Origin of the sequence: Streptomyces sp. SKN60 (assembly GCF_026236535.1) — a bacterium.
In the GTDB taxonomy this organism is placed as follows: Bacteria; Actinomycetota; Actinomycetes; order Streptomycetales; family Streptomycetaceae; genus Streptomyces.
Map to the genome: position 1 here is coordinate 315,097 of NZ_JAHTMW010000006.1, position 25,273 is coordinate 340,369.

Below are 25,273 nucleotides of genomic sequence, written 5' to 3' on the forward strand. Positions count from 1 at the left end.
CACCGGGCCGCTCGCCGCGAGCCCTACCTTCCGTGTCGCCCTCGTCCCACGACCGAAAGGTTCGGCATGCCCAGTCGCAAGGCCACCACGGTGGCCCTCGTCGGCGTACTGGCCACCGGCACCCTGGCCGCCACCGCCCTGACCTCGCTCGCGCCCACCGCCTCGGCGGCGGGCACCACGTTCACCGCGACCGCGGACACCTACGTCGACAGCCAGTACCCCTCCGTGAACTACGGCACCTCGACGCAACTCGGGGTGGACAACAGCCCCGTGAAGCAGATGGTGCTGCGCTTCGACGTCTCCGGCCTGACCCAGCCGGTCACCCGCGCGAAGCTGCGGATCCACGTCGACGACGTGGCGGGCGCGGAGAGCGGCAACGGCGGCACGTTCCGCGCGATGTCCACCACCTCGTGGTCCGAGACGTCCGTGACCTACAACAACCGTCCGCCGATCGACGGCGCCACGCTCGGCACGCTCGGCTCGGTGGCCCGCAACACCTGGTACGAGGTCGACGTGACCTCGTACGTCACGGGCAACGGCACCTACGGCATCGGCGTCACCTCGTCGAGCACCAACGGCGCGGACTACGACGCGCGCGAAACCGGCGCCACCGCCCCGCAGTTGGTGATCGAGACGGGCACCACGCCCACGCCCACCCCGACGCCGACCAGCACCGCCACCACCACCCCGCCGCCGTCCGGCGACCCGGTCCTCGTCGGCGCCGGCGACATCGCCACCTCGGGGTCCGGCGACACCGCGACCGCGAACCTCCTCGACGGCATCCCCGGCACCGTGTTCACGATCGGCGACAACGCCTACCCCAACGGCTCCGCCTCCGACTACACCACCTACTACGAGCCCACCTGGGGCCGCCACAAGGCGCGCACGAAGCCGGCGCCGGGCAACCACGAGTACAACACCTCGGGCGCGACCGGGTACTACAACTACTTCGGCGCCAACGCGGGCCCGTCGGGCCAGGGTTACTACTCCTACGACCTCGGCGACTGGCACGTGGTGTCACTCAACTCCGAGGTCGCCATGAACGTCGGCTCGGCCCAGGAGAAGTGGCTGCGCGCCGACCTCGCCGCCGCCAACAAGCCGTGCACCGTGGCCTACTGGCACAAGCCGCGCTGGACCTCCAGCTCCAGCCACGCGCCCGAGCCCGCGACCGGTCCGCTGGTCCAGGCGCTGTACGACTACAACGCCGAGGTCATCCTGACCGGCCACAACCACCAGTACGAGCGCTTCGCGCCGCAGAACCCGAGCGGCCGGCTCGACACCGCGCGCGGCCTGCGGCAGTTCGTCGCCGGCATGGGCGGCGCCTCCCTCTACGGCTTCGGCACCATCCAGCCGAACAGCGAGGCCCGCAACAACGACACCTTCGGCGTCCTGAAGCTCACCCTGCACAGCAACGGCTACGACTGGCAGTTCGTGCCGCAGGCGGGCAAGACGTACAACGACAGCGGCTCCGGCACCTGCCACTGACGCCGCCAACCCGGGCCCGGACGCCGCCGTGCGCGGCGTCCGGTGCCACCCCCGCCCGCCCGACGCCGCCACGTCACGCCCCGGAGGTCGTCACCCCCGTGTATCTCTCCACGATCGGCAGGAAGGACCTGCCGGCCGACCCGCAGGACCCCGCCCGGCGGGGCCGCTGGAAGGCGGTCGGGGGCAATGTCCTCGCGCTCGGCACCGTCAGCCTCGTGACCGATGTCTCCGCCGAGATGGTCACGGCCGTCCTGCCGCTGTACCTCGTCCTCGGCCTGCACCTCAGCCCCGCCGCGTACGGCGCCCTCGACGGGCTCCACACCGGGGCCACCGCCCTGCTCAGGCTGGTCGGCGGCTATGTCGCCGACCGGGTCCGCCGGCGCAAGGCGGTCGCCGGAGTGGGCTACGGCCTGTCGGCGTTCGCCAAGCTCGGCCTGGTCGCCGCGGGCGGCTCGCTGGCGTCGATCGGCCTCGTCGTGGCCGCCGACCGGGCGGGCAAGGGGCTGCGCACCGCGCCCCGCGACGCGCTCATCACCCTGTCCGCGCCGGAGGCCTCGCTCGGCCGGGCGTTCGGGGTGCACCGCGCCATGGACAGCGTCGGCGCCTTCGCCGGCCCGCTCGTGGCCCTTGCCGTGCTCACCGCGGCCGGCCAGTCCTTCGACGCGGTCTTCGTCACCAGCTTCTGCGTGGCGGCGCTCGGCCTGCTGATCCTCTTCCTCTTCGTACGCGACCACCGCGAGGCCCGCCCGCCGTCGGGCACCGTCTCGCCGCGCGCCGTCGGCCGGCTGCTGCGGACCGCTCCGGTCCGCCGTCTGGTGTGCGCCGCCTGTCTCCTCGGGCTCGCCACGGTCGGCGACGGCTTCGTGTATCTGCTGCTCCAGCGGCGCGAGTCGCTGTCCATCGGCTGGTTCCCGCTGCTCGCCGTCGGCACCAGCCTGTCGTACCTCCTGCTCGCCGCCCCGATCGGCGCGCTGGCCGACCGGATCGGACGGCTGCCGGTGATGCTCGGCGGGTACGGCGTGCTCGCCGCGGTCTATCTGCTGCTGCACGGCCCCCTGGACGGCCCGGTGCTCCTCGGCACCGTCCTCTTCCTCTACGGGCTGTTCTACGCGGCCACGGAGGGCGTCCTGTTGGCGCTCGCCGGCCCGGTCCTCCCGGAACGGCTGCGGACCACCGGCATCGCGCTCGTCCAGAGCGGCCAGGCCCTGGCGTACCTCGCCTCGTCCGTCCTGTTCGGCCTCGCGTGGCAGGAGTGGGGCGGCGCGGCGGCGAGCCGCTGGGCGGCGGTCGCCGTCGTGGGCGTGGGGGTGGCCACCGCGTTCCTGCTCCGCTCCTCGTCACCGCGCTCCACGGACGACCAGAAGGGTTCCCCCTCATGACCGCCCCCACGCAGCGGACGAAGATCCTCGTCACCGCGCTCGCCGCCGTGCTCCTCGCGTCCCTGGCCGCGATCGCCGTGGTGGTCGGCCGGCAGAATGCGGCGGCCGACGCCCCTGCCGGAGCCGCCGACAGCGCCCGCCCACAGCCCGCCGGTGCCGCCGGGCGGCCCGGCGACCGGCTCCGCGTCCTCAGCAACGGTCTGCTCTCCACCGTCTCCCTCGCCGACCCGTCCGGGCCGCGCACGGTCACCACGACCCGCTGCGACCGGGTCCACACGGCGGGCGGCACCACCGCCTGCCTGACGCCCGCCGGCGCGCTCAGCGGCCCCCGGCTGCTCGTCCTCGACGAGCGGCAGCGGACCCGGCGCACCGTCCCGCTCACCGGTCTGCCCAACCGGACCAGGGTCTCGGCCGACGGCCGCATGGTCGCCTGGACGCTGTTCGTGGGCGGCGACTCGTACGCGGGCGGCGGCTTCTCGACCAGGACCGGCATCCTCGACACGCGCACCGGCCACGTCATCCCGTCCCTGGAGGAGTTCGCGGTCTTCCGGGACGGGCGCCGCCACCGGGCGGCGGACATCAACGTCTGGGGCGTCACCTTCGCCGCCGACGACAACCGCTTCTACGCGACCGTCGCCAGCGCCGGCCGGCGCTCCCTGGTGGAGGGCGACATCGCGGCCCGCACCCTGCGCACCCTCGCGGACAACGTCGAGTGTCCGTCGCTGTCGCCCGACGGCCGGCGGATCGCCTTCAAGCAGGCCGTCGGCGCCGATCCGGCCAAGGGCTGGCGCCTGTCCGTCCTCGACCTCGCCACCCTGCGCCGCACCGAACTGGCCGAGACCCGGAGCGTGGACGACCAGGCGGCCTGGATCGACGACGCCACCGTCGCGTACGCCCTCCAGCGCGCCGACGGCACCGACGACGTCTGGACCGTGCCCGCCGACGGCACCGGCCGCCCGCGCGTCCTGGTCCCGGGAGCCGCCTCGCCCGCGGTCCTTCCGGCGGCGGGCCGAGGACGCTGAGGACGCTGAGGACGCAGGTGGGCCCGGCCGTCGCACACGGGGGAGGTGCGAGGCCGGGCCCACCACCACGGTAGCGCGGACCGGGCCGCCCCGTCTGCGGTATGGCGAAAGCGAAATGCCGAAATCGCGGAACCGACGAGGCACACTGGCAGGAGGGGGCGGTAGGCAGGGCCCGGCCGGGGCACGGCCGGTGCCGCCCGCTCCGGGAAGAGGGTGCGCGGATGGCTGGCACACGGTCCTCGTCCCGCTCGCGCTACGCCCCGGACCGGGGGCTCGCGACGCGCATGGCGACGACGATGTTCCTGATCGGACTCCTCTATGTGGTCTTCGTCGGCGTCCTCCTCGTCCTGCTGCGCGGGTCCTGGCCGGTCATCCTGCTGATCACGGGCGTGCTGTTCATCGGGCAGTTCTGGTTCAGCGACAAGATCGCCGCGCTCGGGATGGGCGCGCGCGAGGTGACCCGTGAGCAGGCGCCGGAGCTGCACGGCACGGTGGACCGGATCTGCGCGCTCGCCGACATGCCGAAGCCGAAGGTGGCGATCGCCGAGAGCGACGTGCCGAACGCGTTCGCCACCGGGCGCGGCGAGAAGACCGCCCTGGTCTGCGTGACCACGGGCCTGCTGCGGCGGCTCGAGCCGGAGGAGCTGGAGGGGGTGCTCGCGCACGAGATGTCGCACGTGGCGCACCGGGACGTCGCGGTGATGACGATCGCGTCCTTCCTCGGGGTCCTGGCCGGGATGATGACCCGGGTCGCGCTCTACAGCGGCCTGGGCCGCAGCCGGGACAGCACCCTGGGCGCCGCCGTGATCCTGGTGCCCGTGGTCAGTGCCGTCGTGTACGTGGTCAGCTTCCTGCTCACCCGGGTGCTGTCCCGCTACCGCGAGCTGGCCGCCGACCGGGCCGCCGCGCTGCTCACCGGCCGGCCGTCGGCGCTGGCCTCCGCGCTCACCAAGGTGAGCGGCGAGATGGCGCGGATCCCGACGAAGGACCTGCGCAAGGCGGAGCCGTACAACGCCTTCTGGTTCGCGCCCGCGTTCTCCTCGAAGGAGAGCCTGAGCCGGCTGCTCTCCAGCCACCCCACCCTGGAGCAGCGGCTCGAGCAGCTGGCACGGATCTCTGCGCAGCTCGGCGAGGCGTGAGGCGGGTCGGCGGTGGGACTCCTCGACAGCATCCTCGGGCGCAGCCGGCCGGTGCGGCCGGATCTCGATCGGCTCTTCGGGCTCCCGGCGGCGGCCCTCACCCTCCAGGCGGGCACCGGCTTCGTGCCGACGGGTGCGGGGTCGGTGTGTTTCGCGGCGGTGGAGGGCGGGACCTTCGCACGTCTGAAGGAGGAGGTACGGGAGCTGCTCGACACCGACGCGGCCGACACCGCCACCGGCCCGGTGACGTACGCCTCGGACGCGTACGGCTACACATGGCTCACCGTCCGCCGCCCCGCCGAGGATCTGATCACGCTGGTCAACGACCTGCACGCGGTCAACTCGCTTCTGGAGGAGGCGGGCTTCGGGCCGAACCTGCTCTGCTCGCTGACCGGGTTCCACGCGCCGGGGGCCGACGGACGGGGGGCGCGGGAGCTCGCCCTCGTCTATCTCTACAAGCGCGGTACGTTCTATCCCTTCGCGCCGCGCGCCGATCGCGCCGAGACCCGCGACAACGCGCTGGAGCTGCAGGTCAGGTCGCTGCTCGCGGGCGACCTGGCCCTGGAGCCGGACATGGAGCGCTGGTTCCCGGTCTGGGGCGCGCCGGGGCTCGGCGGGGCGGACCGGCCCCAGGCACCATGATCGCCCTGTGGTAGTTTGCCGTGGCCAGTCGTACCTCTGCGCGTACGCCGCGTGAGCGGCCGTCACGTGCACGGGTCAGGGAATCCGGTGGGAATCCGGAGCTGACGCGCAGCGGTGAGGGTGACGGGCGGGGCATCGGCCACTGGGCAGGTCGTACGACGTACGCACCCGGGAAGGCGTCCCGTCCGGGTGACCCCGAGTCCGAAGACCTGCTGGCGGCCCCGGCACGGTACCGACGTCGTCCGGGAAGGACCGTACGACAGGCTCCGCGTATGAGCCGTGGACGCAGAGGATTCCCGCGTGCCCTTCGCACACCCCGCCCGTGCCCTTCGTTCCGCCGTGCTCTTCGTGACCGGGGCGTTGCTCGTCGCCGGCTGCGGCACCGGCGGCCCGGCCGGCTCCGATCCGTCCGGGCCCGCCAAGTCCTCCGTGCAGGGGGCTGCGAAGGGCGGCTATCCGATCACCCTGGAGAACTGCGGGCAGCGGGTCACGGTCACCGCGCCGCCGCGCCGGGCCGTGGCGCTCGACCAGGGTTCGGCCGAGATTCTGCTGTCCCTCGGCCTCGCCGACCGGATGGTGGGCACGGCGACCTGGACGGACCCGGTCCTGAAGGGCCTGGAGAAGGCGAACGCGTCCGTGCCCCGGCTCGCCGACCGCTACCCCTCCTTCGAGAAGGTGCTCGACACCGATCCGGACTTCGTCAGCGCCTCCTTCCTCTACACCCTCGGCAAGGGCGGCGTGGCGCCGCGCGAGCGCTTCACCCAGCTCGGCGTTCCCACGTACCTCTCCCCCACCGACTGCGTCGACAAGGACAACAGCGGGGACGGCGACGGCGTGCGGACGCGCCCGCTGACGATGGAGACGGTGTACGGCGAAGTACGTGATCTGGCACGGGTGTTCGGCGTGCCGGAGCGCGGCGAGAAGCTGATCGGCGAGCTGAGGGCGCGGGTCGCGAAGGCCCGCGCGGGCGCGGACTTCAAGGGCGCGTCCGTCCTCTACTGGTTCTCGGACTCCCAGGGTCCGTACATGGCGGGGTGCTGCGGTGCGCCCGGGATCGTCAGCACCACCCTCGGGGTGCGGAACGTCTTCGACGACACCAAGGAGGAGTGGCCGCAGATCAATTGGGAGACGGTCGCCGACCGCGATCCCGACGTGCTGGTGATCGCCGATCTGACGCGCCAGGCGCAGTCGGCGGAGAGCGCCGCGAAGAAGATCGAGTTCCTGGAGTCGCATCCGGTCACGAGGAACATGACGGCGGTGAAGGGGAAGCGGTACGTCATCCTCAGCGGCCAGGCGATGAACCCGACCGTCCGGACCGTCGAGGGCGTCGAGAAGGTCGCGGCCGCCCTGCGGTCGTACGGGCTCGCCAAGTGAGCCGGGTCGCCGCCCTCTCGGGGGCGGGCGGACTGGCGCTGCTGTGCGGGTCGGTGGCCGTCGCGATCACGATCGGCCCGGCGGACATCTCCGTGGCCGACGTGTGGTCGGTCGTCCTCACCCATATGGGCGCAGGGGACCTGGGGGCCACAGGGGACACGGCGGTGCTGAGCCCGATCCGGGACGGGATCGTGTGGAACCTGCGGCTGCCCCGTACGCTCCTCGCCGCCGTGTGCGGCGCGGGGCTCGCGGTCTGCGGCGCGGTGATGCAGTCGCTGCTGCGCAATCCGCTCGCCGATCCGTTCGTCCTCGGGGTGTCGTCGGGCGCCTCGACCGGCGCGGTCGCGGTCGTCGTCCTCGGGGTGGGCGGGGGCGCGGTGTCGGTGACCGGTGGCGCGTTCGTGGGGGCGGTGTGCTCCTTCGCGCTCGTCCTGTTCCTCAGCCATGTCCTGGGCGGGTCGACGGACCGGGTGGTGCTCGCCGGGGTGGCGGCGATGCAGCTGTTCTCGGCGCTGACGTCGTTCGTCGTGATGACGGCGGCGGACGCCGAGACGACGCGGGGCGTGCTGTTCTGGCTGCTCGGCTCGCTGACCGGGGCGGGGTGGACGGACGTCGCGGTGTGCGGGACCGTGCTCGCCGCGGCGCTGCTGATCTGCGGCGGGTACGCGCGGACCCTGGACGCCTTCGCGTTCGGCGAGGACGCGGCGGCCTCGCTCGGGGTGTCGGTGGCCCGGACCCGGGTGGTGCTGCTGTGCGTGACGGCGCTCCTGACGGCCGCGCTGGTCGCGTCGGCGGGGGCGATCGGCTTCGTCGGCCTGGTCCTGCCGCACGCGGTGCGGATGCTCGCCGGTCCCGGGCACTCGCGGCTGCTGCCGCTGACCGCGCTCGCCGGCGCGGTGTTCCTGGTGTGGGCGGACACCCTGGCCCGTACCGTGCTCGATCCGCAGGAGGTGCCGGTGGGTGTGGTGACCTCGCTGGTGGGTGTGCCGGCGTTCGTCCTCGTCCTCTACCGGGCGAGGGGCACGGCCCGATGACGGGGGTTCCGGTGGCGGTGGAGGGGCTGCGGGCCGAGCGGGTGACCCGGACGGCCGGCGGTGCGCTGCTGCTCGACGGCGTGAGCCTGGCGCCGCGCCCCGGGGAGGTCACCGGGCTGCTCGGGCCGAACGGTTCGGGGAAGTCGACGCTGCTGCGCATCCTCGCGGGGGTGCTGGCGCCGGACGCCGGGGTGGTGACGCTCGACGGCGACCCGCTGTCCGGGCTGCCGCGCCGGACGGTCGCCCGCCGGCTCGCCACCGTCGAGCAGCACGCCGACACCCAGGTCGATCTGACGGTGTCGGACGTCGTACGGCTCGGGCGCGTCCCGCACCGCCGGGCGTGGGCGCCGGCCTCGGCGGGCGACGAGGCGGCGGTACGGGCGGCGCTGGCCCGCACCGGGCTCGGCGACCGGGCGGACCGGGCGTGGCGCACCCTGTCGGGCGGCGAGCGCCAGCGCGTCCAGATCGCCCGGGCGCTCGCCCAGGAGCCGCGCGAGCTGCTCCTCGACGAACCCACCAACCACCTGGACATCCAGCACCAGTTGGAGCTGCTCGCGCTGCTCACCGGGCTCGGCCTCACGAGCGTGATCGCGCTGCACGACCTCAACCTGGCGGCGATGTACTGCGACCATCTGGTGGTGCTGCGGGCGGGGCGGGTGGTGGCGAGCGGCCCGCCGGCGGAGGTCCTGACGGAGGAGCTGATCGCCGACGTGTACGGCGTCCGCGCCGCCGTGTCCCGCCCGGACCCGGACGGGCGCCCGCACATCCGCTTCCTGGGGCCCGTGGCGCCGGTCGCGGCGGTCGCGCCCGTCGTCAGTCCGCGAGCGTCCAGTTGAGTTCGGTACGCAGGTCCCGCGGGTCCATGTCGGGCGTCGGGCGCGTCACGTAGACCTCCCAGCGCAGCTCGCCGGGCCGCAGTCCCTGCTCCCGGATCCAGCCCGCGAGCGACTCCCAGGCCGCGCCGAGCCCGTCGAACCCGCCCCGGTGCGTCACCCGGGCGACCCGCCCGCCGGGCAGCCGGCCGGGGACCACCCCGTCCTCGCCCCGTACCTCCCGGCCGACGGCGAAGCCCACCTCCAGGTCCAGCTTCTCCCCCGTCGCTCCCCGGTAGAGCCCGAACGCGGCGCTCTCCGGGGCGATCTCCTGCTCGTGCAGCACCCGCCCGAGCGCCCCGAACGCCCCGTCGAAGAACCCGCGCAGCTCGGCGGGTGCCACGGTCCCGCGGACGACGGCCGTCGTGACGGGTTCGGGGTCGACGAGGCGCGGCCGGGTCTCGGGGTCGGGTCCGGGGGTGGTGGCGTCGTTGGTCATGGCGCTCCGATCGGCGTGGTGGAAGGACCAGGGGGAAGGTACCGACCGGATCACCGGGGCCCCGGCCCGCCGCGCGGGCGGGGCCGGGGCCATGTGTCGGGGCCATGGACGGGGTGGGGCGTCAGATGCCGCAGTTCGGGGCCGACCAGTAGCGGCTGGGGCGGTGGTCGACGTGGGTGTGGTCGTTGTGGTCGGGGTAGCCCGGGCCCAGGATGCCGTTGAAGCCGTGGTTGCGGGCCTGCTGGGCGAGGGTGCACAGGGAGTGCGAGCCCGCGCCGAGGTCGGCGGCGTCGCCGTAGAGGTGACGGCTGGTGCTGGCGCCGCCGACGGCCGCGTTGCAGGCCGTGCTGCGGAAGCCGCTCGTCACGCGGATCGGCGCGTCGCCCAGGGCGTGCCGGAGGGCCTCCAGCTTCCACATGGTGCGCAGGGCGTTCGACTTGGCCGTGGCCGCGCTCACCGCGCCGCCGGCCCAGGTGGTGTTGCAGGTGTTGAGCTCGGCGTACGAGAAGTGCGCGGGGGTGCAGTCGTCGTCCTGCAGGGCGTAGATCTTGCTGAAGGTCGCGGGCCCGGCGACCCCGTCGGCGGCCAGGCCGTACGCGGACTGGAAGCGCTTGACGGCCGCGGCGGTGGCGGGGCCGTAGGAGCCGTCGATGGCCAGGACCCCGCCGTAGCCGGGGTACCCGGCGACCCGGATCTGCAGGGCGGTCACATCGGCGCCGCTCGCGCCCTGGGAGAGGGTGCGGGACCAGGTGTAGCAGGCGTCGGCCTGGGCGGGGCCGGCGGTCGCGAGGACCCCGAGCACGACGGACGACAGGAGCATGACAAAGGAGAGCAACAGGCGTACGGGGCGGGACTGAGCGGTGGATCTGGGCATCGGACCTCCATCACCGAGGGAGCCTGAACGAGCCTGAACCGACCCGCGCGATCGAGCTGCGCATCCGGGCCGCCCCCGAGGCTGGCCGACGCGGTCGACGCGCGTCAACCACGCGTCGTTGCCGCCATTTGTCGGACCGGTGAAACCTTGGGGGCGCCGCCGGCTCAGGCGGACAGGACGCCCGTGGTCAGGAGGCCGAGGAGGAGGACGCCGACGACCAGGCGGTAGATCACGAAGGCGTTGAAGGAGTGCTGGGCGACGTACTTCAGCAGCCAGGCGATCGACGCGTACGCCACCACGAAGGAGACGGCCGTGCCGACGATCAGCGGGCCGGTGGCCGCGCCGGTGCCGACCGCGTCCTTGAGCTCGTAGACGCCGGCGCCGGTGAGGGCGGGGATGCCGAGGAAGAAGGAGAGGCGGGTCGCGGCGACCCGGTCGAGGTCCAGCATCAGGGCGGTGGACATCGTCGCGCCCGAGCGCGAGAAGCCGGGGAAGAGCAGGGCGAGGATCTGCGAACCGCCCACCAGCATCGCGTCCTTGAGGTCGGTGTCGTCCTCGCCGCGCTTGTGCCGGCCCATCCGGTCCGCCGCCCACATCACGCCGCTGCCGACGATGAGCGAGGCGGCGACCACCCACAGGGAGGCGAGCGGGCCGTCGATCAGCGGCTTGGCCGCCAGGCCCACGACCACGATCGGGACGGTCGCGAAGATGATCCACCAGGCGAACTTGTAGTCGTGGTGGTAGCGCTCCTCCTTGTCCCTGAGGCCGCGCACCCAGGCGGTGACGATGCGGACGATGTCCTTGAAGAAGTAGACGAGGACGGCGGCGATCGCGCCGACCTGGATCACCGCGGAGAAGCCCACCACCGCCGGGTCGTCGACCGGGATGCCCATCAGCCCCTCGGTGATCTTCAGATGCCCGGTGGAGGAGATGGGCAGGAATTCGGTGATGCCCTCGACGATGCCGAGAACGGTGGCCTGACCGAGGCTGATGGCGCTCATCGGGCTCCTGTCTGAGTGAGGGGGCAGGGAGGGGGACGCGTTGACGCCCGGCGAGGTGGTCGAGCGGCTCGACGGCGAGCTGACGTACAGCACCGTGGTCACCATCCTGACCCGGATGCACGCCAAGGAGATGCTCCGCCACTCCCCGCGCGGCCGGCCCTACGCACTACGCGCCCGTCACGAACGACGCCGGCTTCGCCGCCCGCCGTATGCGCTCGGTCCTCGACGCCCGGCCGCCGCGGCCCGGCCGCCGCCCTCGCCGTACCGGCCGCCGCCCTCCTCGCGGCGACCGAGGCCACCCTCGATCTGCACCGCCTGGGAGGAACCGGGCCCGGCCGCCCTCTCAGGCCGGGCCGGCGCCGAGCTGGCGGAGCATCGTGAGGACGTCCACGACTCCCCGCAGCTCGGCGATCCGGCCCTCCTCGAAGCGGAGGATGAACATCTCGCCGTAGCGGACGCTCTTCCCGGTGGGCGCGAGGCCCTGGTACGTACCCAGGTGCGTGCCGGTCACCGTGTTGCGGGCGGCCACCTTGTCGCCCTCCACGACCGTGTCCTCCAGGGCGACGTGGATGTCGGGAAACGCGGTGATCAGCCCTGCCCACACCCGCTTCAGGGCCTCGGGCCCCGACGCCCCCATCGGCACCGGGGCGACGAAGTCGACGTCGGGCGCGACGAATTCGTCGATCGCCCTGCCGATGACGTCGAGGTCGCCGCTGTTCACGGCGGCGTGGAAGCGGGCGAGCGTCTCGGTGTGGCGGGTGTTCTCGGCTGCCGGCATGCGAGGTCTCCTCTGTGCGCGCACGTCGTCCTGCTGGACGGTGTTGCGGTTCCGGCGATACGACGACACAGCCGCCGGGACTGTGACATCACGGGGTGCGGAGCCGGGCTTCGAGCCGCCCGTCGACGAGCCGCGTGTCGAAGACGGGCTGCGGCGCCGTGGCCGGGCCGGTCACGTTCCAGCCGTCGGCGAGCCGGAAGGTGCTGCCGTGCCAGGGGCACACCAGGCAACCGTCCACGACCTCGCCCTCCGCCAGCGGCCCGTCCTGATGGCAGCACCGGCCGGCGAGCACCGCGAACCCCGCCCCGTCACCGGCCGCCGTCGGCACGACGACCACGGGCACCTCGCCCACGCGTCCGCTCAGCGGCCTGCCCTCCGGGAGGTCGGGCAGCTCCTCGACCGGGTGCCAGCCGGGCGGAACGAGGGCGGTGACGGGTTCGGCGTGGTCGGCTCCGGCGGCCATGCGGTAGGCCAGATGCCCGCCGATCGCACCGCCCGTCCCGATCGCGGCCAGGCCGCAGAAGCCCCAGAGCCGGCCCCGCCCGTACCGGCCGAGGCAGCGCTGGCGCAGGGAGACCGCGTAACAGAGCACTCCGGTGATGTTGGCGGCGGCGTGCGCGAGTCCGACGCGCTGCTGCGGGCGCCGCAGTTCCGCCCAGTCGACCCAGCCCGCCACGGCCGCCGGTCCCGCGGTCGCGAGCCCGGCGCCGACGAGGAGCCGGGCCGCCCGCCGCCCGTACGGCGACAGGTCGAGCAGGGCGGCGGACAGCCACGCGCCGATCGGCAGCTGGACGAGCAGCGGGTGCGCGGGGTGCCCGAGCGGGCGTCCGTGGAGTACGTCGCGGGCCGCGCCGAGCGGCAGCCGGCGCACCGTGTCCCGTATCGCGTCGATCACGCCGTCGGCCCGTGCGGAGGCCGCCAGCCGGTCCATCGCCCTCAGCGCGGGGCCGGGCCCGCGGACCGGGGGCGGACCGGACCACGGGAGACCCTGGAAGATCGTCATGCCCGGCGGGTAACCCGCCCGCGCCCGCCGAAACGCGCGGCCGGGGCGTTCGAAGGTGACCGGACACCCCCGAATGGGGTACGAAGGGCGGCGTGAGTGATCTGCCCCTCGACGTGACCACGGACGCGACCAGCTCCGTGACCCCGGACGTGACCGGCGTCGCGACCACCCGCGTGTTCATCGCCCTCGCCCCGCCCGACGACGCGAAGGACGAGCTGGCGCGGGAGCTGCGCCCCGCCCGGGACACGTACCCGTCCCTGCGCTGGAACCGCATCGAGGACTGGCACATCACCCTGGCCTTCCTCGGCGAGCTGCCGGTCGGCGCCGTGCCGCCGCTGCGGGCGCCGCTCGCCGGGCTCGCCGCGGTCCGTCCGCCGCTCGAACTGGGGCTGAGCGGCGGCGGGCACTTCGACGAGCGGGTGCTGTGGAGCGGTGTCGACGGCGACGTCGAGGGGCTGCGGCTGCTGGCGGCCGAGGTGCGGGCGGTGGTCAAGGAGTGCGGGATCCCGTTCGAGGACCGGCCGCTCAACCCGCATCTGACCCTGGCGCGCGCCCGGCGCGGCGACACCGGGCCGGTGACCGGGACGGCGGCCGCGCTCGCCGGGTTCACCGGCCGCCGCTGGCCGGCCGCCCGGCTGCATCTGGTCGGCAGCAACTTCGGCCGCGGGCCGGGGCCGATCCGCTACCGCGACATCGAGTCCTGGGCGTTCGAGGGCCGCTGACCCGGGGCCGGAGCAGGGCCCGGGTGTGGTGTGCGCGGGGTGAGCGACGAGTCGCGGAACAGCACGCTTCGAGCCAGGATGGTCTTCCGTGGGCCCTTGTCGCGCCCACGTGCCGGGTGGCCCGCCGGACCGGCCGGGCGCCCGACCGGGGCGACGGAGGTGGCCGCGTTCCGTGCGCGGAACCGGCCGCGTGACCAGGACCCGCCCGCCCCGCCGCCGCACAGCGTCAGGAAGGCCATGCCATGGACCCCGTGCTCACCCCGGACGTGCTCGCGAAGCTGCGGCAGCCGCGCCCGTACCCCGCCGTGTCGCTCCTGATGCCGACGCATCGCCGGGAGCCGGACAACGCCCAGGACCCGGTGCGGCTGCGCAATCTCCTGGCCGAGGCGGAGCAGGCGGTGCAGGACGACCCGAGGATCTCGCGCGAGCGGCGGATGGAGCTGGTCGACCGGCTGCGCCGGGCGGTGTCCGAGGTCGACCTGCGCCATGCGGAGGACGGTCTGGTGATCTTCGTGGCCGAGGGCGAGCACCATGTGTGGTCGGTGGCGCGCACCGTGCCCGAGCGGGTGGTCCTGGCCGACACCTTCCTCACCCGCAACCTGGTGGCCGCGCACGCCGCCGAGCAGCCCTACTGGGCGCTCGCCGTGGCCGCCGACCGGGTGTCGCTGTGGAACGGCAACCCCGAGCACACCGAGGAGCACACGGCCGACGGCTTCCCGCTGACGCTCAGCATGGAGAACCCGGACGTGGAGCGCGAGGAGCAGATCGGGGACGTCCCCAGCACCTTCCGGGACGAGACGACCCTGCGGTTCCTGCGGGAGGCGTACGAGCAGCTGCGGACGGTCCTCGCGTCCGAGCCGCGTCCGCTGTACGTGATCGGCTCGTCGGCCGCGCTCGCCGCGTTGTCCGAGATCGGACCGCTGTCGCGCGACACCTTCACGATCGAGCGCGGCGGGCTCGCGGCGGGCCCGGCCGCCGCCGTCCACGAGGCCGTCGAACCGCTGCGCACCGCCCGCGAGGCGGCCGCGACGGCGACGATCGTCGCCGAGCTGGACACCGCGCGCGGCCGGCGCGAGTTCGCCGGCGGCATCGACGAGGTGTGGCAGGCCGTGAAGGACGGCCGCATCCGGCTGCTGGCCGTCGAGGAGCACTACCAGACGGTGGTACGGGACGAGGGCGGGCACCTCGAACCGGCCGAGGCCGCGACGGCGGACACCCGCGACGACATGGTCGACGAGATCGTCGAGCAGGCCCTCGAAACGGGCGCCGAGGTGCGCTTCGTACCGGACGAACTGCTGGCGGGCGCCGGCCACATCGCCGGCGCCCTGCGCTACTGAGACCGTTCCTGCGCGGCGCCCGCCCGGTCCGCTACTCCCAGGGCCAGCGGGCGTCGCGGCCCGCGTCGAGGAGCGGGATCATGCGGAAGGCGGCGTCGGTGAGGCCGCCCAGGGCGTGCCGGTTGGCACCGCCGGAGGGCATGGCGGCCTCGCGGTAGCCGGCCATGTTCCACATGTAGACCGGTACGTCCTTCGGGATCAGGTCGTCGACCGGGGTCTCGGGCATGCCGCCGTAGCCGTGGCAGTTGGACGGCAGCCAGCCGGGCCGGGTCTGCTCGTCGGTGACGATGACGACCCGGTCGTGGCGGGCGTAGAACCGCCGGACCGCCGACGGGATGTCCGTGCCGCCGATCTGCCCGAACCGCTCGACCAGCCGCAGCACGCTGTCTCCGCGCCGGACGTCCACCTTCCGCGCCTGCTGCCCGAACTCCACGAGCGTGGGCCGCTCGGCGCGCACCGCGAGCGCGGCGCCGAAGACGGCGGCCTGCTCGGCGAGGCTGATGTCCGAGCTGTTGGGCGTCGAGTAGCCGTAGCCGGGGAACATGCTGGGGCTCCGGTCGACGAGGATCAGCGTCCGGCCGGTGAGCACGGGCACGTGCGCGAGGGAGTGCCCGAGTGCCTTCTCCAGGGCGTGGCCCCAGCGCAGCGAGGGCGCCGCCTTGTACGCCGCCCAGAACCGGAACGGGAACATGCGGGAGGCGCGGACCTCGTCGGGGTCGGCGAGGCGGGCCGCGATCCGCTCGGCGACGGCGTCGGAGACGCCCGCCTTGTCGAAGTTCCGGAGGTTGCGGACGAGGGCCATCAGGCCCATGGACGGGATGACCGCCTCCCAGGCGGCGGCGTCCATCGGGCCCGGCAGCCAGCCGGCCAGGGCCTCCCAGGTCATGCCCGCACGGGCGAGCTCGGCGCGGCCGTCGGGGTCGCCGAGGACGGCGCGCCGGTCGGCGACCGGGAGCGCCATGAGGCGGGCGCGCAGGGCCAGGGTCGCCAGGGGCTCGGGGACGGTGTCGCCGCGGCCGTGGCGGCGGTCGAGGGCGTGCCGGAACAGCTCGCCCTGCCACGGCTTGGCCGGGTCGGACGCGGCGTGCACCAGCTCCAGGACGTCGCCGAAGCGGTAACTCCGCGACTCCGTGTCGTACTTGAGCAGCGAGCGCTCGTCGTAGAGGCGGCGGACGGCGTCCGCGACTCCGCGCTTCACCGGCTTGGGCAGCGCCCGGCCGTACCGGGCGGTCCAGTAGCCGAGCAGCTCGCCGGGCTCGTCGGCGCGGCGCAGGACGGAGGCGACGACGGTACGGTTCGACCAACTGCCGGTGTTGTCAGTGCCGTTGGGGTCGATCGAGGTCGGGCAGCCCGCGTCGAGGCGTGCCTTGACGAACTCGGCGGCGCCGACGAGCGAGGCGGTCCGCATGTTGCCCTCGCCGCGCAGCCAGCGCAGCAGGCCGGCGGTCCAGGCCGGGTCCTCGACGGCGAGCCGGCGGATCAGGGCGGTGTACCGGTCGTCGCGGGCGCCGGCCTTCTCGTAGAAGGTGTCGGTGCCGACGGTGTTGGCGACGGCCAGCAGGAACAACTCGCTCTTCGCGTCGCGGAGGTGCGCGCCCGCACCCTCGTGCGTCCGGGTGCGCTCTCCCGTGGTGGTCACGGGCGAGACGGCGGACGGACGGGTGCCGCGCGCGTTGAAGCGGGCCATGGGGAATCCCCTCGCGGATGGGAGGGAAGGCGACGGCAGCGCCGGGGTGCCCGAGATCGGATCGGTGGGGGAACGTAGTGCTCTGGGCCGCTGAGCTACCGACGCCCGAAGCGTCGGACGGGATTCGAACCCGCGTCTCTCCATTAACAGTGGAAGTATCCCCCGCCTGCGCACCGGGCACCCCGGCGCTGTGCGCCTCCCGAGATCGAAAGCGGTCCACGGCGAGATTTCTCGGAAAGAAGTAGCCGCTGACCTGCGCACCGGGAGGTGCTGTGGTTCCCACCGTAGTCCGTAAGGAAATTGACGCCACCCAATATTCGCGGCGGCGGCGCCCACCGGACCCGCGCGCCCGCGCGTCTCCCCCCTCCCCCCGCTCCTACGGGCAGGACTCCTCGAACTTCACGGCCTTGAAGGTGATCGGCCTGCCGTCGATCTTCGTTCCGGCCGCCGGAGTCTGCGTGCACACCTTCCAGTTGGACTCCATGAGGACCATCCGGTCCTGGGCGGCGTCCGTCACGGTGATGCTCGCGTTGTCGGGGAGCGCGGCGCGGGCCACGTTCACCGACTTGCCCTTGAAGTCCGGCATGGTGCCGCCCGCTTCGGTCTCGGGCTGCGCGGCCACGTCCTTCTCGGGGCAGGTCTCCTCCAGCTTGACCGTGCCGAAGTCGATGACGACGTCGGTGGGGTGGGTGCCGGGGGCGGGGGTCTGGGAGCAGACCTTCCAGTTGCGGTCGAGGACCTGGAGGCGGTCCCGGCCGAGGGCGTCGTGCGAGCGGAGCCCGTAGAAGCCGAGGGACTGGGCCTCGTCCTGGGCGAACTGGAGCCCCTTGCCGACGAAGCTGGGCAGCTTTCCGGTCTCCGGCTTCCTGCTCGGCGTGGCGGAGGCGGTGGGGGCGGCGGGGGTGGCCGGTGCCGTGGTGGTGGCGGGCAGGGTCGTGGGCGCGGGGGCGCTGGTGGCGGTCGGACTCGCCGTCACCTCCTTGGCGGCCGGCTTTCCGTCGTCCTGCTTCGGATCGCCCACCACGGCGCCGAGGACCACCAGGAAGGCGAACACACCGCCGATCGACAGGCCGATGATCGCGCCCGTGGACAGTTTCTTCTTCGGGGGCGGCGGGCCCCACGGGCCGGGCTGCTGGGAGGGGTGGGGAGGCTGGTGCGGCCCGGGGTACTGCTGGCTCATGGTTCCTCGCTGGCATTCCGTTTGTGAAGGCGAGGTGAACCTATCGCGCGCGCCCTGTGCTTGTGGACGGGGGACGCCAACTCGTGTGGGTCGCCTCCCTCGTCGCCGACCTGGACGTCGCTTCCGGCCGCTACTCCTCGTCGGCGGCCGGGAGCCGGGCCAGCTCCTCCGCCGCCGATTCGGCCGCCTGGCGGGCCGACTTCAGGGCCTGCTCCAGGCGGCGGACCTCCGCCTCCGTCTGCTCGACCCGCGCCGCGGCGGCGACTCGGGCCTCCCGGGCGGCTTCGCGAGCCGCTTCACGCGCGGCCTCCCGCTCCGCTTCCTGCTCCGCCTGTCGCTTCGCCTCGCGCTCCGCTTCCCGCTTCCGTTCCGGGACAGGCAGGGCGCCCTCGTCGGGGGCGACGGCGGTGAAGTCGACGGCGGCTTCGGGGACCTTGACCAGGCGGCCGCGGGCCCATTCCCGGGCGACGTCGGGGCGGGCGAGGACGCCGTGGAGGGTCTGTTCGAGTTCGCGGAGGACCGTGTCGCTGACCGGCTGGCCGGCCTCGGCGGCGAGGTCGGCGGCCGTGCGGGCGAGGGTGGCGACGAGCTGGTGCTGCTTGCGGGCGGCCTCGCGGAGACGCTCGCCGTCCAGCATGCGGTGGGCCACCCGGAGGGTCTCCCCCAGGGCGAGGAACCGTTCCGCCTCCTCCGGCCGCTCCCGGGCGAGCAGGTTCGCGGCCCACGCCGCGAGCACCGGCCGGCGCAGCGCCGCGAGGGCCTTCGCCGTCTCCGGGTCCTTGCGGCGGCGCGCCTCGGCGACATACGCGTCCCGCGCCGCAGCGAACTCGGCGGGCCGCAGCCCGTACAGCTCCTGGGTGATCAGCTCGACGTCCACGACCCCACTCTGCGCCGCCGGGCCGGTCCCGGCGGCGCCGTACGCGTCGCGCGATGGATGCCCCGCCGGGATGATGGAGGAGACCCCGGAGGGCTTCGGGCCCGTACGGGCCCCGAGCAGCGGCGACACGGAGGAGGGATGCGGTCCGGATGAGCACGGCGGACCTGCCGGCCGGCCCGGCCCCGGTGAGCGGCCCGGCTCCGGTGAGCGGCGCGTTCGCCATGGAGGCCGGTGGACTCCTCGACGTGCTCGGGGTGGCCGCCGTGGTGCTCGACGCCCGCGGCCGGATCGTGCTGTGGAGCCCGCAGGCGGAGACCGTGTTCGGATATTCGGCGGCCGAGGCGCTCGGCCGGCCGGCCGTGACCCTGCTGGTCGCGGAGGCGCACCGGGACGAGGTGCTCGCGCTGTTCGCCCGGGTGATGGCGGGCGGCGGCCCGTGGGCCGGGGTCTTTCCGATCCGGCGCCGGGACGGGCGTACGGTCCCCGTCGAGTTCCGCAACACGCGCCTCGAGGACGACCAGGGGCAGGCGTACGCGCTGGGGCTGGCCACCGACCGGGCGACCGTGCGCCGGGTGGAGCAGGACCTGGCGCTCTCCTCGCGGCTCGTCGCCCACTCCCCCATCGGCCTGGCCGTGCTCGACCTCGACCTCCGGTTCGTCCTGGTCAACCCCGCCCTGGAGCGGATCACCGGACTGCCCGCCACCGGGCACCTGGGGCGCGGCTTCGGGCAGGCGGTGCCGTCGCCCGACGCACCGGCCGTGGAGCGGGCGCTGCGCGAGGTCCTGGAGACCGGGGTGCCGGTGCTGTCCCGCCGGGTGCGGGGCCCGGTGCGGGAGGCCGGCCGGGACGCACCACAGGGCACGGACCGCCCGGACACCGACGAGGCCGCGGCGGAGTCGGAGTCCGAGTCGGTCTGGTCGGTGTCCCTGTACCGCCTGGAGACCACCGGACGCCGGGTCGTCGGGGTCGCCGCCGCCGTCGTCGACGTCACCGAGCAGCACCGGGCGGAACGGGCGGCGGCCCGCGCCCGTAACCGGCTCGCGGTGATCGCGAGCGCCTCGGAGCGCGTCGGCACCACCCTCGACCTGGATCTGACCGCGCACGAGCTGGCGGAGCTGGTGGTGCCGGAGTTCGCCGACATCGCGGCCGTCGACGTCCTGGAGGACGTCCTCACCGGGCCCCGGCCGGGCGGCACCGACGCCTCGGGGCCCGCGGTGTTCCGGGCGCTTGCCGTGGAGACGGCGTACCCGACGGTGGCCCGCGACGCCGCCGACCCCGTCGGCGATCCGGCCCGCTACGGCGCGGAGCGGCTGGTCACCCGGTGCGCGCGGACCGGCCGGCCGGTGCTCGTCGCGCATGTCACCGACGCCGATCTGGCGCACATCGCCCGCGACGCGACCGCCGCCGGGCTGCTGCGCGAGGCGGGCGTCCACTCGTATCTCGCGGTGCCGCTGCGCGCCCGCGGGGTGGTGCTCGGGGTGCTCGACCTGAAGCGGGCGCGCAACGCCGTGCCCTTCGACCGCGACGACGTGCTGCTCGCCGTGGAGCTGGCGGCCCGCGCGGCGGTCGCCATCGACAACGCGCGCTGGTACCGGCACCAGCAGCGGACCGCCCTCGCCCTGCAGCGGCATCTGCTGCCGCACGGCCCGGCCCGGCTCAACGGCCTCGACGCCGCCTACCGCTACCAGCCCGCCTCGGCGGCGGTCGAGGTCGGCGGGGACTGGTTCGACGCGATCCCGCTGGCCGACGGGAAGACCGCCCTGGTCGTCGGCGACGTGATGGGCAGCGGCATCAACGCCGCCGCGACCATGGGGCAGGTGCGGACCGCGGCCCGCACGCTCGCCGGGCTCGGCCTCGCTCCGTCGGTGGTGCTCACCGAGCTGGACCGCACGGTGGCCGGTCTGGACGAGATGGCCACCTGTCTGTACGCGGTGTACGACCCGGGCAGCGCCAGCTGCCGCATCGCCAACGCCGGGCATCCGCCGCCCGTCCACGTCCCCGCCGACGGACTGCCCCGCCTCCTCGACCTGTCGACCGGGGCCCCGCTGGGCGTGGGCGGTGTGCCGTTCGAGACCGAGGAGGTTCCCTTCCGGCCGGGCGATTCGCTGGTCCTGTACACCGACGGCCTGGTCGAGACCCGTGACCAGGACATCGACGTACGGCTCGCCGCCCTCACCGCGCTCCTCGACGGGCCGCCCCGCTCCCTGGAGGAGACCTGCGACCTGCTGCTCGACGCCCTGCGCGCGCCGGACGCCCCCGACGACGTCGCCCTCCTGATCGCGCGGGCGCGCCCCCTCCCCGCGAGCGGGGACGGGGACAAGGACAACACCAAGGACGGGGACGGGAAGGAGGGAGCGGCGTGAACGGCGTCCCGGAACCGGCCGCCCGCATCCTGCCCTTCACCGAGGGCATCGCCGGCGCGCTGGTCGACGGCCACGGTCGGGTCGCCGCCTGGACCCCGGAGGCCCGCGAGCTGCTCGGGCGGTCCGCCGCCGAGGTGGTGGGCCGTCCGGTACGGGCGCTGCTCGCGGATCCGGCGGCCTGGCGCGAGCTCGTACGGCGGTACGCGCGCGGGGCACGGGAGGGCGAGGCGGTGCTGCGCTCCGGGCGGGGCGAGGACGTGCCGGTGGTGTTCCAGACCTTCGGCCTCACCGAGGACGGAGCGGCCCTCGCCACGGGCGGCGCGGGGACGGGCGAGGCCGGCGCCACGGGCTGTTTCGTGCTCGTCGCACCGGCGGCGCTGGCCGCGGGCTGGTTCCAGGACCACGCCTTCATCCGCGAACTGTTCCTCCAGGACCGGGTGGGGCTCGCCGTGTTCGATCCGGAGCTGCGGCTGCTGCGCACCAACACCCACCTCCTGCCGTACACCGGCGTGCCCGCCGACCTGCGCGCGCGCCGGCTCTCCGACTTCCTGCGGCCCGAGGACGCGGCGGGCATCGAGAACAAGCTGCGCATGGTGCTCGCGACCGGGCTGCCGCTGGTGCAGGCGGAAGAGCTGCTGCGGACCATCGAGGACCCCCGCGGCGGGGTGAGCCTCGCGATCTCCGCGTTCCGGCTGCAGGATCCCAACGGCCGAGTGCTCGGCGTGACCGCGCTCTTCACGGATGTCACCGAGACCCGCCGGGCCGCCGAACGGCTCGCCCTGCTCCATCTCGCCACGGCGCGTGTCGGCAGTTCCCTCTCCGTCACGGACGCCGCCCGCGAACTGGCCAACGCCCTCGTGCCGGGCCTCGGCGACCTGGCGGTGGTCGAACTCGCCGACGCGGTCCCGCTCGGCGAGGAGCCGGCGCCCGACGCCGAGGGACGACTGCTCCTGCGCCGTACGGCCGTCGCGGGCCAGCCCGGCGCCTGCGCCGGCAACGGCCCCCGGACACCCGCGCCGGACGTCGTGCTCGTCGCCGTGCGCGAAGGCGAGGCCGCGCCGGCCGAGGGGCATCCCATACGGATGACGGCGCCGCTGCGGGCCCGCGGCACGCTGCTCGGGCGGCTGACGGTGGGGCGGCGAACGGCGCTCGGCCGCTACGCGGACGCGGACCGCGATCTGCTGCGGGAGATCGCCGACCGGGCGGCCCTCGCCCTGGACAACGCCCGCCGCTTCACCCGGGAGCACCGGGCGGCGGTGGGGCTCCAGCGGAGCATGCTGCCGCCGACGCAGACCCAGACGCCGGCGGTGACGACCTCCGGGGTGTATCTGCCGGCGGAGACCAGGACCGGTGTCGGCGGCGACTGGTTCGACGTGATCCCGCTGTCCTCGGCGCGGGTCGCGCTGGTCGTCGGGGACGTCGTCGGGCACGGGCTCGCGGCCACCGCCACGATGGGCCGGCTGCGCACCGCCGTGCGGACCCTCGCGGACCTCGACCTCGAACCCGACGAACTGCTCGCCCATCTCGACGACCTGGTCACCCAGCTGCTCGCGGAGCCGGAGGAGACCGGCGAGGAGGACGAGGACGCGGAGGACGCGGACGCGGAGAGCGAGGCCGGCGAGGCCTGGCAGGTCCGCCATCCCTCGTCGCCGACCGGCGCGACCTGCGCGTACGCCGTCTACGACCCGGTCACGCGGCGCTGCACGGTGGCCTCGGCCGGGCATCCGCCGCCCGCCGTGGCGGCCCCGGACGGCTCGGTGGCGTATCTGCAGGTGGATCCCGGTCCGCCGCTGGGCGTCGGCGGGCTGCCGTTCGAGACGACGGAGGTGGAGCTGGCGCCGGGCAGTGTCCTCGCGCTCTACACGGACGGGCTGATCGAGGGGCGCGGCGGTGATCTGGACGCCGGGATGGCCGAGCTCGCGGCCTGTCTCGCCCGGCCGGGTGCCGTGGGGCTGCCGCTGCGGGAGCTGGGGCGGGAGATCGTGGCGGGCCGCCCCGCCGGCGGGCTCGCGGACGACGTGACCCTGCTGCTCGCCCGTACCCGCGAGGTGCCCGCCGAGTCCACGGCGACCTGGCAGGTCGAGGCGGATCCTGCGGCGGTCGGCGCGGTGCGGGAGGCCGCGGCGGCGCAGCTGCGCGCCTGGGGCCTGGAGGAGCTGGTCTTCACGACCGAGCTGGTGCTGAGCGAGCTGGTCACCAACGCGATCCGGTACGCGGGCGGGCCGGTCGAGGCGCGGCTCGTCCGGGCGGGCCGGCTGATCTGTGAGGTCTCCGACCCGAGCGCCACGCATCCCCGGATGCGGCGGGCGCAGCTGACGGACGAGGGCGGTCGCGGGCTCTTCCTGGTGGCACAGCTGACCACGCGCTGGGGCAGCCGCTACAGCCGTACGGGCAAGACGATCTGGGGCGAGCAGGAGCTGCCGCCGCCGATCACGCGGTGACGGCCGGGGCGGCGTCCGCCGTCCCGACCGTCCGTCCGTCGATCCGTCACTCCACGGCTCGCGCCGGGTCAGACGTGGTCGGCGTCCTCGGGGATGCTGACCAGCCAGCGGGTGTCCTGGCGGGGGCGCAGGTAGAGCGCCCAGTAGAGGGTGGCGACGGCGGTGATGCCGCCGGTCCACAGCAGGTACTCGGTGTCCTGCATGTACAGGACGTACGCGAGGACGCCGATGAGCAGGACCGGGACGGCCGGCCACAGCGGCATGCGCCAGGCCGCGACCTCGCGGTGCGCGCCGCGGCGGCTGAACAGGGCGGCGACGGCGACAAGGAGGTACATGCCGGTGACGGAGACGCCGGTGACGCCGTAGAGGGTGTCGAGGTTGACGAAGCAGAGGGCCGCGCCGGGTATGCCGACGACCAGGGTGGCCACCCACGGCGAGCCGAAGCGGCCGAGGCGGGACAGGGCGTTGTTGACCGGCTCGGGCCAGGCCTTGTCGCGGGCGGAGGCGAACAGCACGCGGGAGTTCTGGATGACCATCACGATGCCTGCGTTGATGATGGCGAGGGCCACGCAGAGGCTGATGAAGGTGCCGACGGCGGAGTTGGACCAGGCGGTGATCATGCTGCTGATGTCGCCGCCGGTGAGGGCCTGGAGGTCGTCGGCGCCGAGGGTGATGGCGACGACGGGGACGAGGATGACGGCGGTGGAGATGGCGAGCGTGGCGAGCACGGTGCGGGCGACGCTGCGGCGCGGGTTCTCCAGCTCCTCGGAGAGGTAGACGGCGGTCGAGAAGCCCTGGGTGACGAAGAGGGCGATGGCGAGGCCGGAGACGACGAGGGCGCCGGTGACGAGCGAGTGGGTGCCGCCGTCGCCCGCGACCTGGCCGTGCGTCAGGGCGCCGAGGCCGCGCTGGGAGTGGCTGAAGCCGAGGACGGCGACGAGGCCGGCCGCGACGACTTCGAGGACGAGGAAGATGCCGGTGATCCAGGCGTTGGCGCGCAGGTCGAGCAGTCCGGCGAGGGTGGCGAGGAGCATGACGCCGGCGCCGGCGATCGGGGCGGGGATGTGGACGAGCGGCGCGAGGTAGTCGGCCGTGCCCATGGCGATCACCGGCGGCACGATCATCACCACGAGCAGGGAGAGCACGAAGACCAGCCAGCCGGCGAGGCGGCCGGCGAGGGTGGAGACGATCGCGTACTCGCCGCCGGCGCTGGGGATGAGGGTGCCGAGCTCGGAGTAGACGAAGGCCACGCCGATGCAGAGCAGCGAGCCGATCGCGATGGTGAGGGCGGTGAAGGTGCCGACGCTGCCGAAGAGGTCGGGGACGACCACGAAGAGGGTCGAGGCGGGGGTGACGCACGAGAGCGTGAGCAGGGTGCCGCCGACGACACCGATGGAGCGCTTGAGTTTCTGTGGCACGGGGGCCGTCTGGGGGGCCAGGGCGTGTGGTGCGCTGAGGGTGTCGGTCATCAGGCGGTTCCGATCGATGCGTGCGGTGCGTTTGCGAGCGGGAGCGGTATCGCCTCCGGGGCGGCCGGTGGGGTGCCGGTGATGTGAGGGGTGGGGTGTGACGGGTGTTCGTGTGCTCCCGGGCTGAATGGAAGCCCGCACGGATCCGCAGGTCA

21 protein-coding genes, 1 tRNA gene, 1 pseudogene and 1 riboswitch are annotated in these 25,273 nt (G+C 74.2%); of the genes and pseudogenes, 13 read left to right on the forward strand and 10 right to left on the reverse strand.

All coding sequences use genetic code 11. The annotated features are described in order from the left end of the window. The first annotated feature begins 66 nt into the window (after positions 1-66). The 8 genes from KV205_RS13015 to KV205_RS13050 all read left to right on the forward strand — a co-directional run bounded on the left by KV205_RS13015 (position 67) and on the right by KV205_RS13050 (position 8,911). Positions 67-1,485, forward strand: a complete 1,419-nt coding sequence (locus KV205_RS13015) for a DNRLRE domain-containing protein (protein WP_265864382.1) — start codon at positions 67-69, stop codon at positions 1,483-1,485. 98 nt (positions 1,486-1,583) lie between these two features. After that, complete coding sequence (locus KV205_RS13020) at positions 1,584-2,864, forward strand: MFS transporter (RefSeq protein ID WP_265864383.1); 1,281 nt, start codon at positions 1,584-1,586, stop codon at positions 2,862-2,864. After that, complete coding sequence (locus tag KV205_RS13025; RefSeq protein ID WP_265864384.1) at positions 2,861-3,886, forward strand: hypothetical protein; 1,026 nt, start codon at positions 2,861-2,863, stop codon at positions 3,884-3,886. The genes KV205_RS13020 and KV205_RS13025 overlap by 4 nt, the downstream gene beginning before the upstream one ends. 221 nt (positions 3,887-4,107) lie before the next feature. Then, positions 4,108-5,025 carry a zinc metalloprotease HtpX gene (htpX, locus tag KV205_RS13030; RefSeq protein WP_265864385.1) on the forward strand — a complete coding sequence of 306 codons (918 nt, stop codon included), beginning with the start codon at positions 4,108-4,110 and terminating at the stop codon, positions 5,023-5,025. Positions 5,026-5,037: 12 nt separating this feature from the next. Further along, complete coding sequence (locus KV205_RS13035) at positions 5,038-5,667, forward strand: hypothetical protein (protein WP_265864386.1); 630 nt, start codon at positions 5,038-5,040, stop codon at positions 5,665-5,667. Between the two features lie 77 nt (positions 5,668-5,744). Beyond that, positions 5,745-5,878: riboswitch (cobalamin riboswitch) on the forward strand. 89 nt (positions 5,879-5,967) lie between these two features. After that, positions 5,968-7,041 carry an ABC transporter substrate-binding protein gene (locus KV205_RS13040; protein ID WP_265864387.1) on the forward strand — a complete coding sequence of 358 codons (1,074 nt, stop codon included), beginning with the start codon at positions 5,968-5,970 and terminating at the stop codon, positions 7,039-7,041. Next, entirely contained in the window at positions 7,038-8,075 is a 1,038-nt protein-coding gene (locus KV205_RS13045; protein WP_265864388.1) for an iron ABC transporter permease, read from the forward strand. The genes KV205_RS13040 and KV205_RS13045 overlap by 4 nt, the downstream gene beginning before the upstream one ends. Then, positions 8,072-8,911, forward strand: a complete 840-nt coding sequence (locus KV205_RS13050) for an ABC transporter ATP-binding protein (RefSeq protein ID WP_265864389.1) — start codon at positions 8,072-8,074, stop codon at positions 8,909-8,911. Before KV205_RS13045 ends, KV205_RS13050 begins: the two co-directional genes overlap by 4 nt. Here the strand turns inward: KV205_RS13050 and KV205_RS13055 are convergent. From KV205_RS13055 to KV205_RS13065, 3 genes are all read right to left on the reverse strand, one after another. Continuing rightward, positions 8,889-9,386 (reverse strand): GyrI-like domain-containing protein, encoded by a 498-nt coding sequence (locus KV205_RS13055; RefSeq protein WP_265864390.1) that lies wholly within the window; start codon positions 9,384-9,386, stop codon positions 8,889-8,891. The two genes, KV205_RS13050 and KV205_RS13055, sit on opposite strands and share 23 nt — an antisense overlap. A gap of 121 nt (positions 9,387-9,507) precedes the next feature. Then, entirely contained in the window at positions 9,508-10,260 is a 753-nt protein-coding gene (locus KV205_RS13060; protein WP_265864391.1) for a D-Ala-D-Ala carboxypeptidase family metallohydrolase, read from the reverse strand. A 164-nt stretch (positions 10,261-10,424) separates the two neighbouring features. Further along, the gene (locus KV205_RS13065; RefSeq protein WP_265864392.1) at positions 10,425-11,261 is read right to left on the reverse strand and encodes an undecaprenyl-diphosphate phosphatase; all 837 of its coding nucleotides are present in this window, start codon (positions 11,259-11,261) and stop codon (positions 10,425-10,427) included. A gap of 94 nt (positions 11,262-11,355) precedes the next feature. Here KV205_RS13065 and KV205_RS36530 point away from each other — a divergent pair. After that, positions 11,356-11,400 (forward strand): annotated as a pseudogene (locus tag KV205_RS36530) (hypothetical protein); the annotation flags it as partial. 204 nt (positions 11,401-11,604) lie between these two features. On the opposite strand, the gene KV205_RS13070 reads toward KV205_RS36530, so the two are convergent. After that, positions 11,605-12,039, reverse strand: coding sequence for an ester cyclase (locus tag KV205_RS13070; protein ID WP_265864393.1), 435 nt, complete (start codon positions 12,037-12,039; stop codon positions 11,605-11,607). Positions 12,040-12,127: 88 nt separating this feature from the next. Further along, positions 12,128-13,042 carry a Rieske (2Fe-2S) protein gene (locus KV205_RS13075; RefSeq protein ID WP_265864394.1) on the reverse strand — a complete coding sequence of 305 codons (915 nt, stop codon included), beginning with the start codon at positions 13,040-13,042 and terminating at the stop codon, positions 12,128-12,130. A gap of 101 nt (positions 13,043-13,143) precedes the next feature. Here KV205_RS13075 and thpR point away from each other — a divergent pair, with 101 nt between their 5' ends. Then, complete coding sequence (gene thpR, locus KV205_RS13080; RefSeq protein ID WP_274710400.1) at positions 13,144-13,764, forward strand: RNA 2',3'-cyclic phosphodiesterase; 621 nt, start codon at positions 13,144-13,146, stop codon at positions 13,762-13,764. A gap of 242 nt (positions 13,765-14,006) precedes the next feature. Continuing rightward, positions 14,007-15,101: a chemotaxis protein gene (locus KV205_RS13085; protein ID WP_265864395.1), complete on the forward strand. Its 1,095-nt coding sequence runs from the start codon at positions 14,007-14,009 to the stop codon at positions 15,099-15,101. A gap of 31 nt (positions 15,102-15,132) precedes the next feature. Here the strand turns inward: KV205_RS13085 and KV205_RS13090 are convergent, their stop codons facing one another. From KV205_RS13090 to KV205_RS13105, 4 genes are all read right to left on the reverse strand, one after another. After that, positions 15,133-16,788, reverse strand: coding sequence for a TROVE domain-containing protein (locus tag KV205_RS13090; protein ID WP_265864396.1), 1,656 nt, complete (start codon positions 16,786-16,788; stop codon positions 15,133-15,135). 109 nt (positions 16,789-16,897) lie between these two features. Next, a tRNA-Ser gene (locus KV205_RS13095) sits at positions 16,898-16,960 on the reverse strand. A 204-nt stretch (positions 16,961-17,164) separates the two neighbouring features. Continuing rightward, complete coding sequence (locus tag KV205_RS13100; protein WP_265864397.1) at positions 17,165-17,968, reverse strand: hypothetical protein; 804 nt, start codon at positions 17,966-17,968, stop codon at positions 17,165-17,167. Between the two features lie 130 nt (positions 17,969-18,098). Beyond that, positions 18,099-18,974, reverse strand: coding sequence for a hypothetical protein (locus KV205_RS13105; RefSeq protein WP_265864399.1), 876 nt, complete (start codon positions 18,972-18,974; stop codon positions 18,099-18,101). 20 nt (positions 18,975-18,994) lie between these two features. Between KV205_RS13105 and KV205_RS13110 the strand changes: the two genes are divergently transcribed. Beyond that, a complete protein-coding gene (locus KV205_RS13110) occupies positions 18,995-21,208 on the forward strand; it encodes a SpoIIE family protein phosphatase (protein WP_374214666.1) in 2,214 nt (737 codons plus the stop codon). Beyond that, positions 21,205-23,649, forward strand: coding sequence for a SpoIIE family protein phosphatase (locus KV205_RS13115; protein ID WP_265864400.1), 2,445 nt, complete (start codon positions 21,205-21,207; stop codon positions 23,647-23,649). Before KV205_RS13110 ends, KV205_RS13115 begins: the two co-directional genes overlap by 4 nt. Before the next feature lie 68 nt (positions 23,650-23,717). On the opposite strand, the gene KV205_RS13120 is transcribed toward KV205_RS13115, so the two are convergent. Next, entirely contained in the window at positions 23,718-25,118 is a 1,401-nt protein-coding gene (locus tag KV205_RS13120; protein WP_265864401.1) for an APC family permease, read from the reverse strand. Between the last annotated feature and the right edge of the window lie 155 nt (positions 25,119-25,273).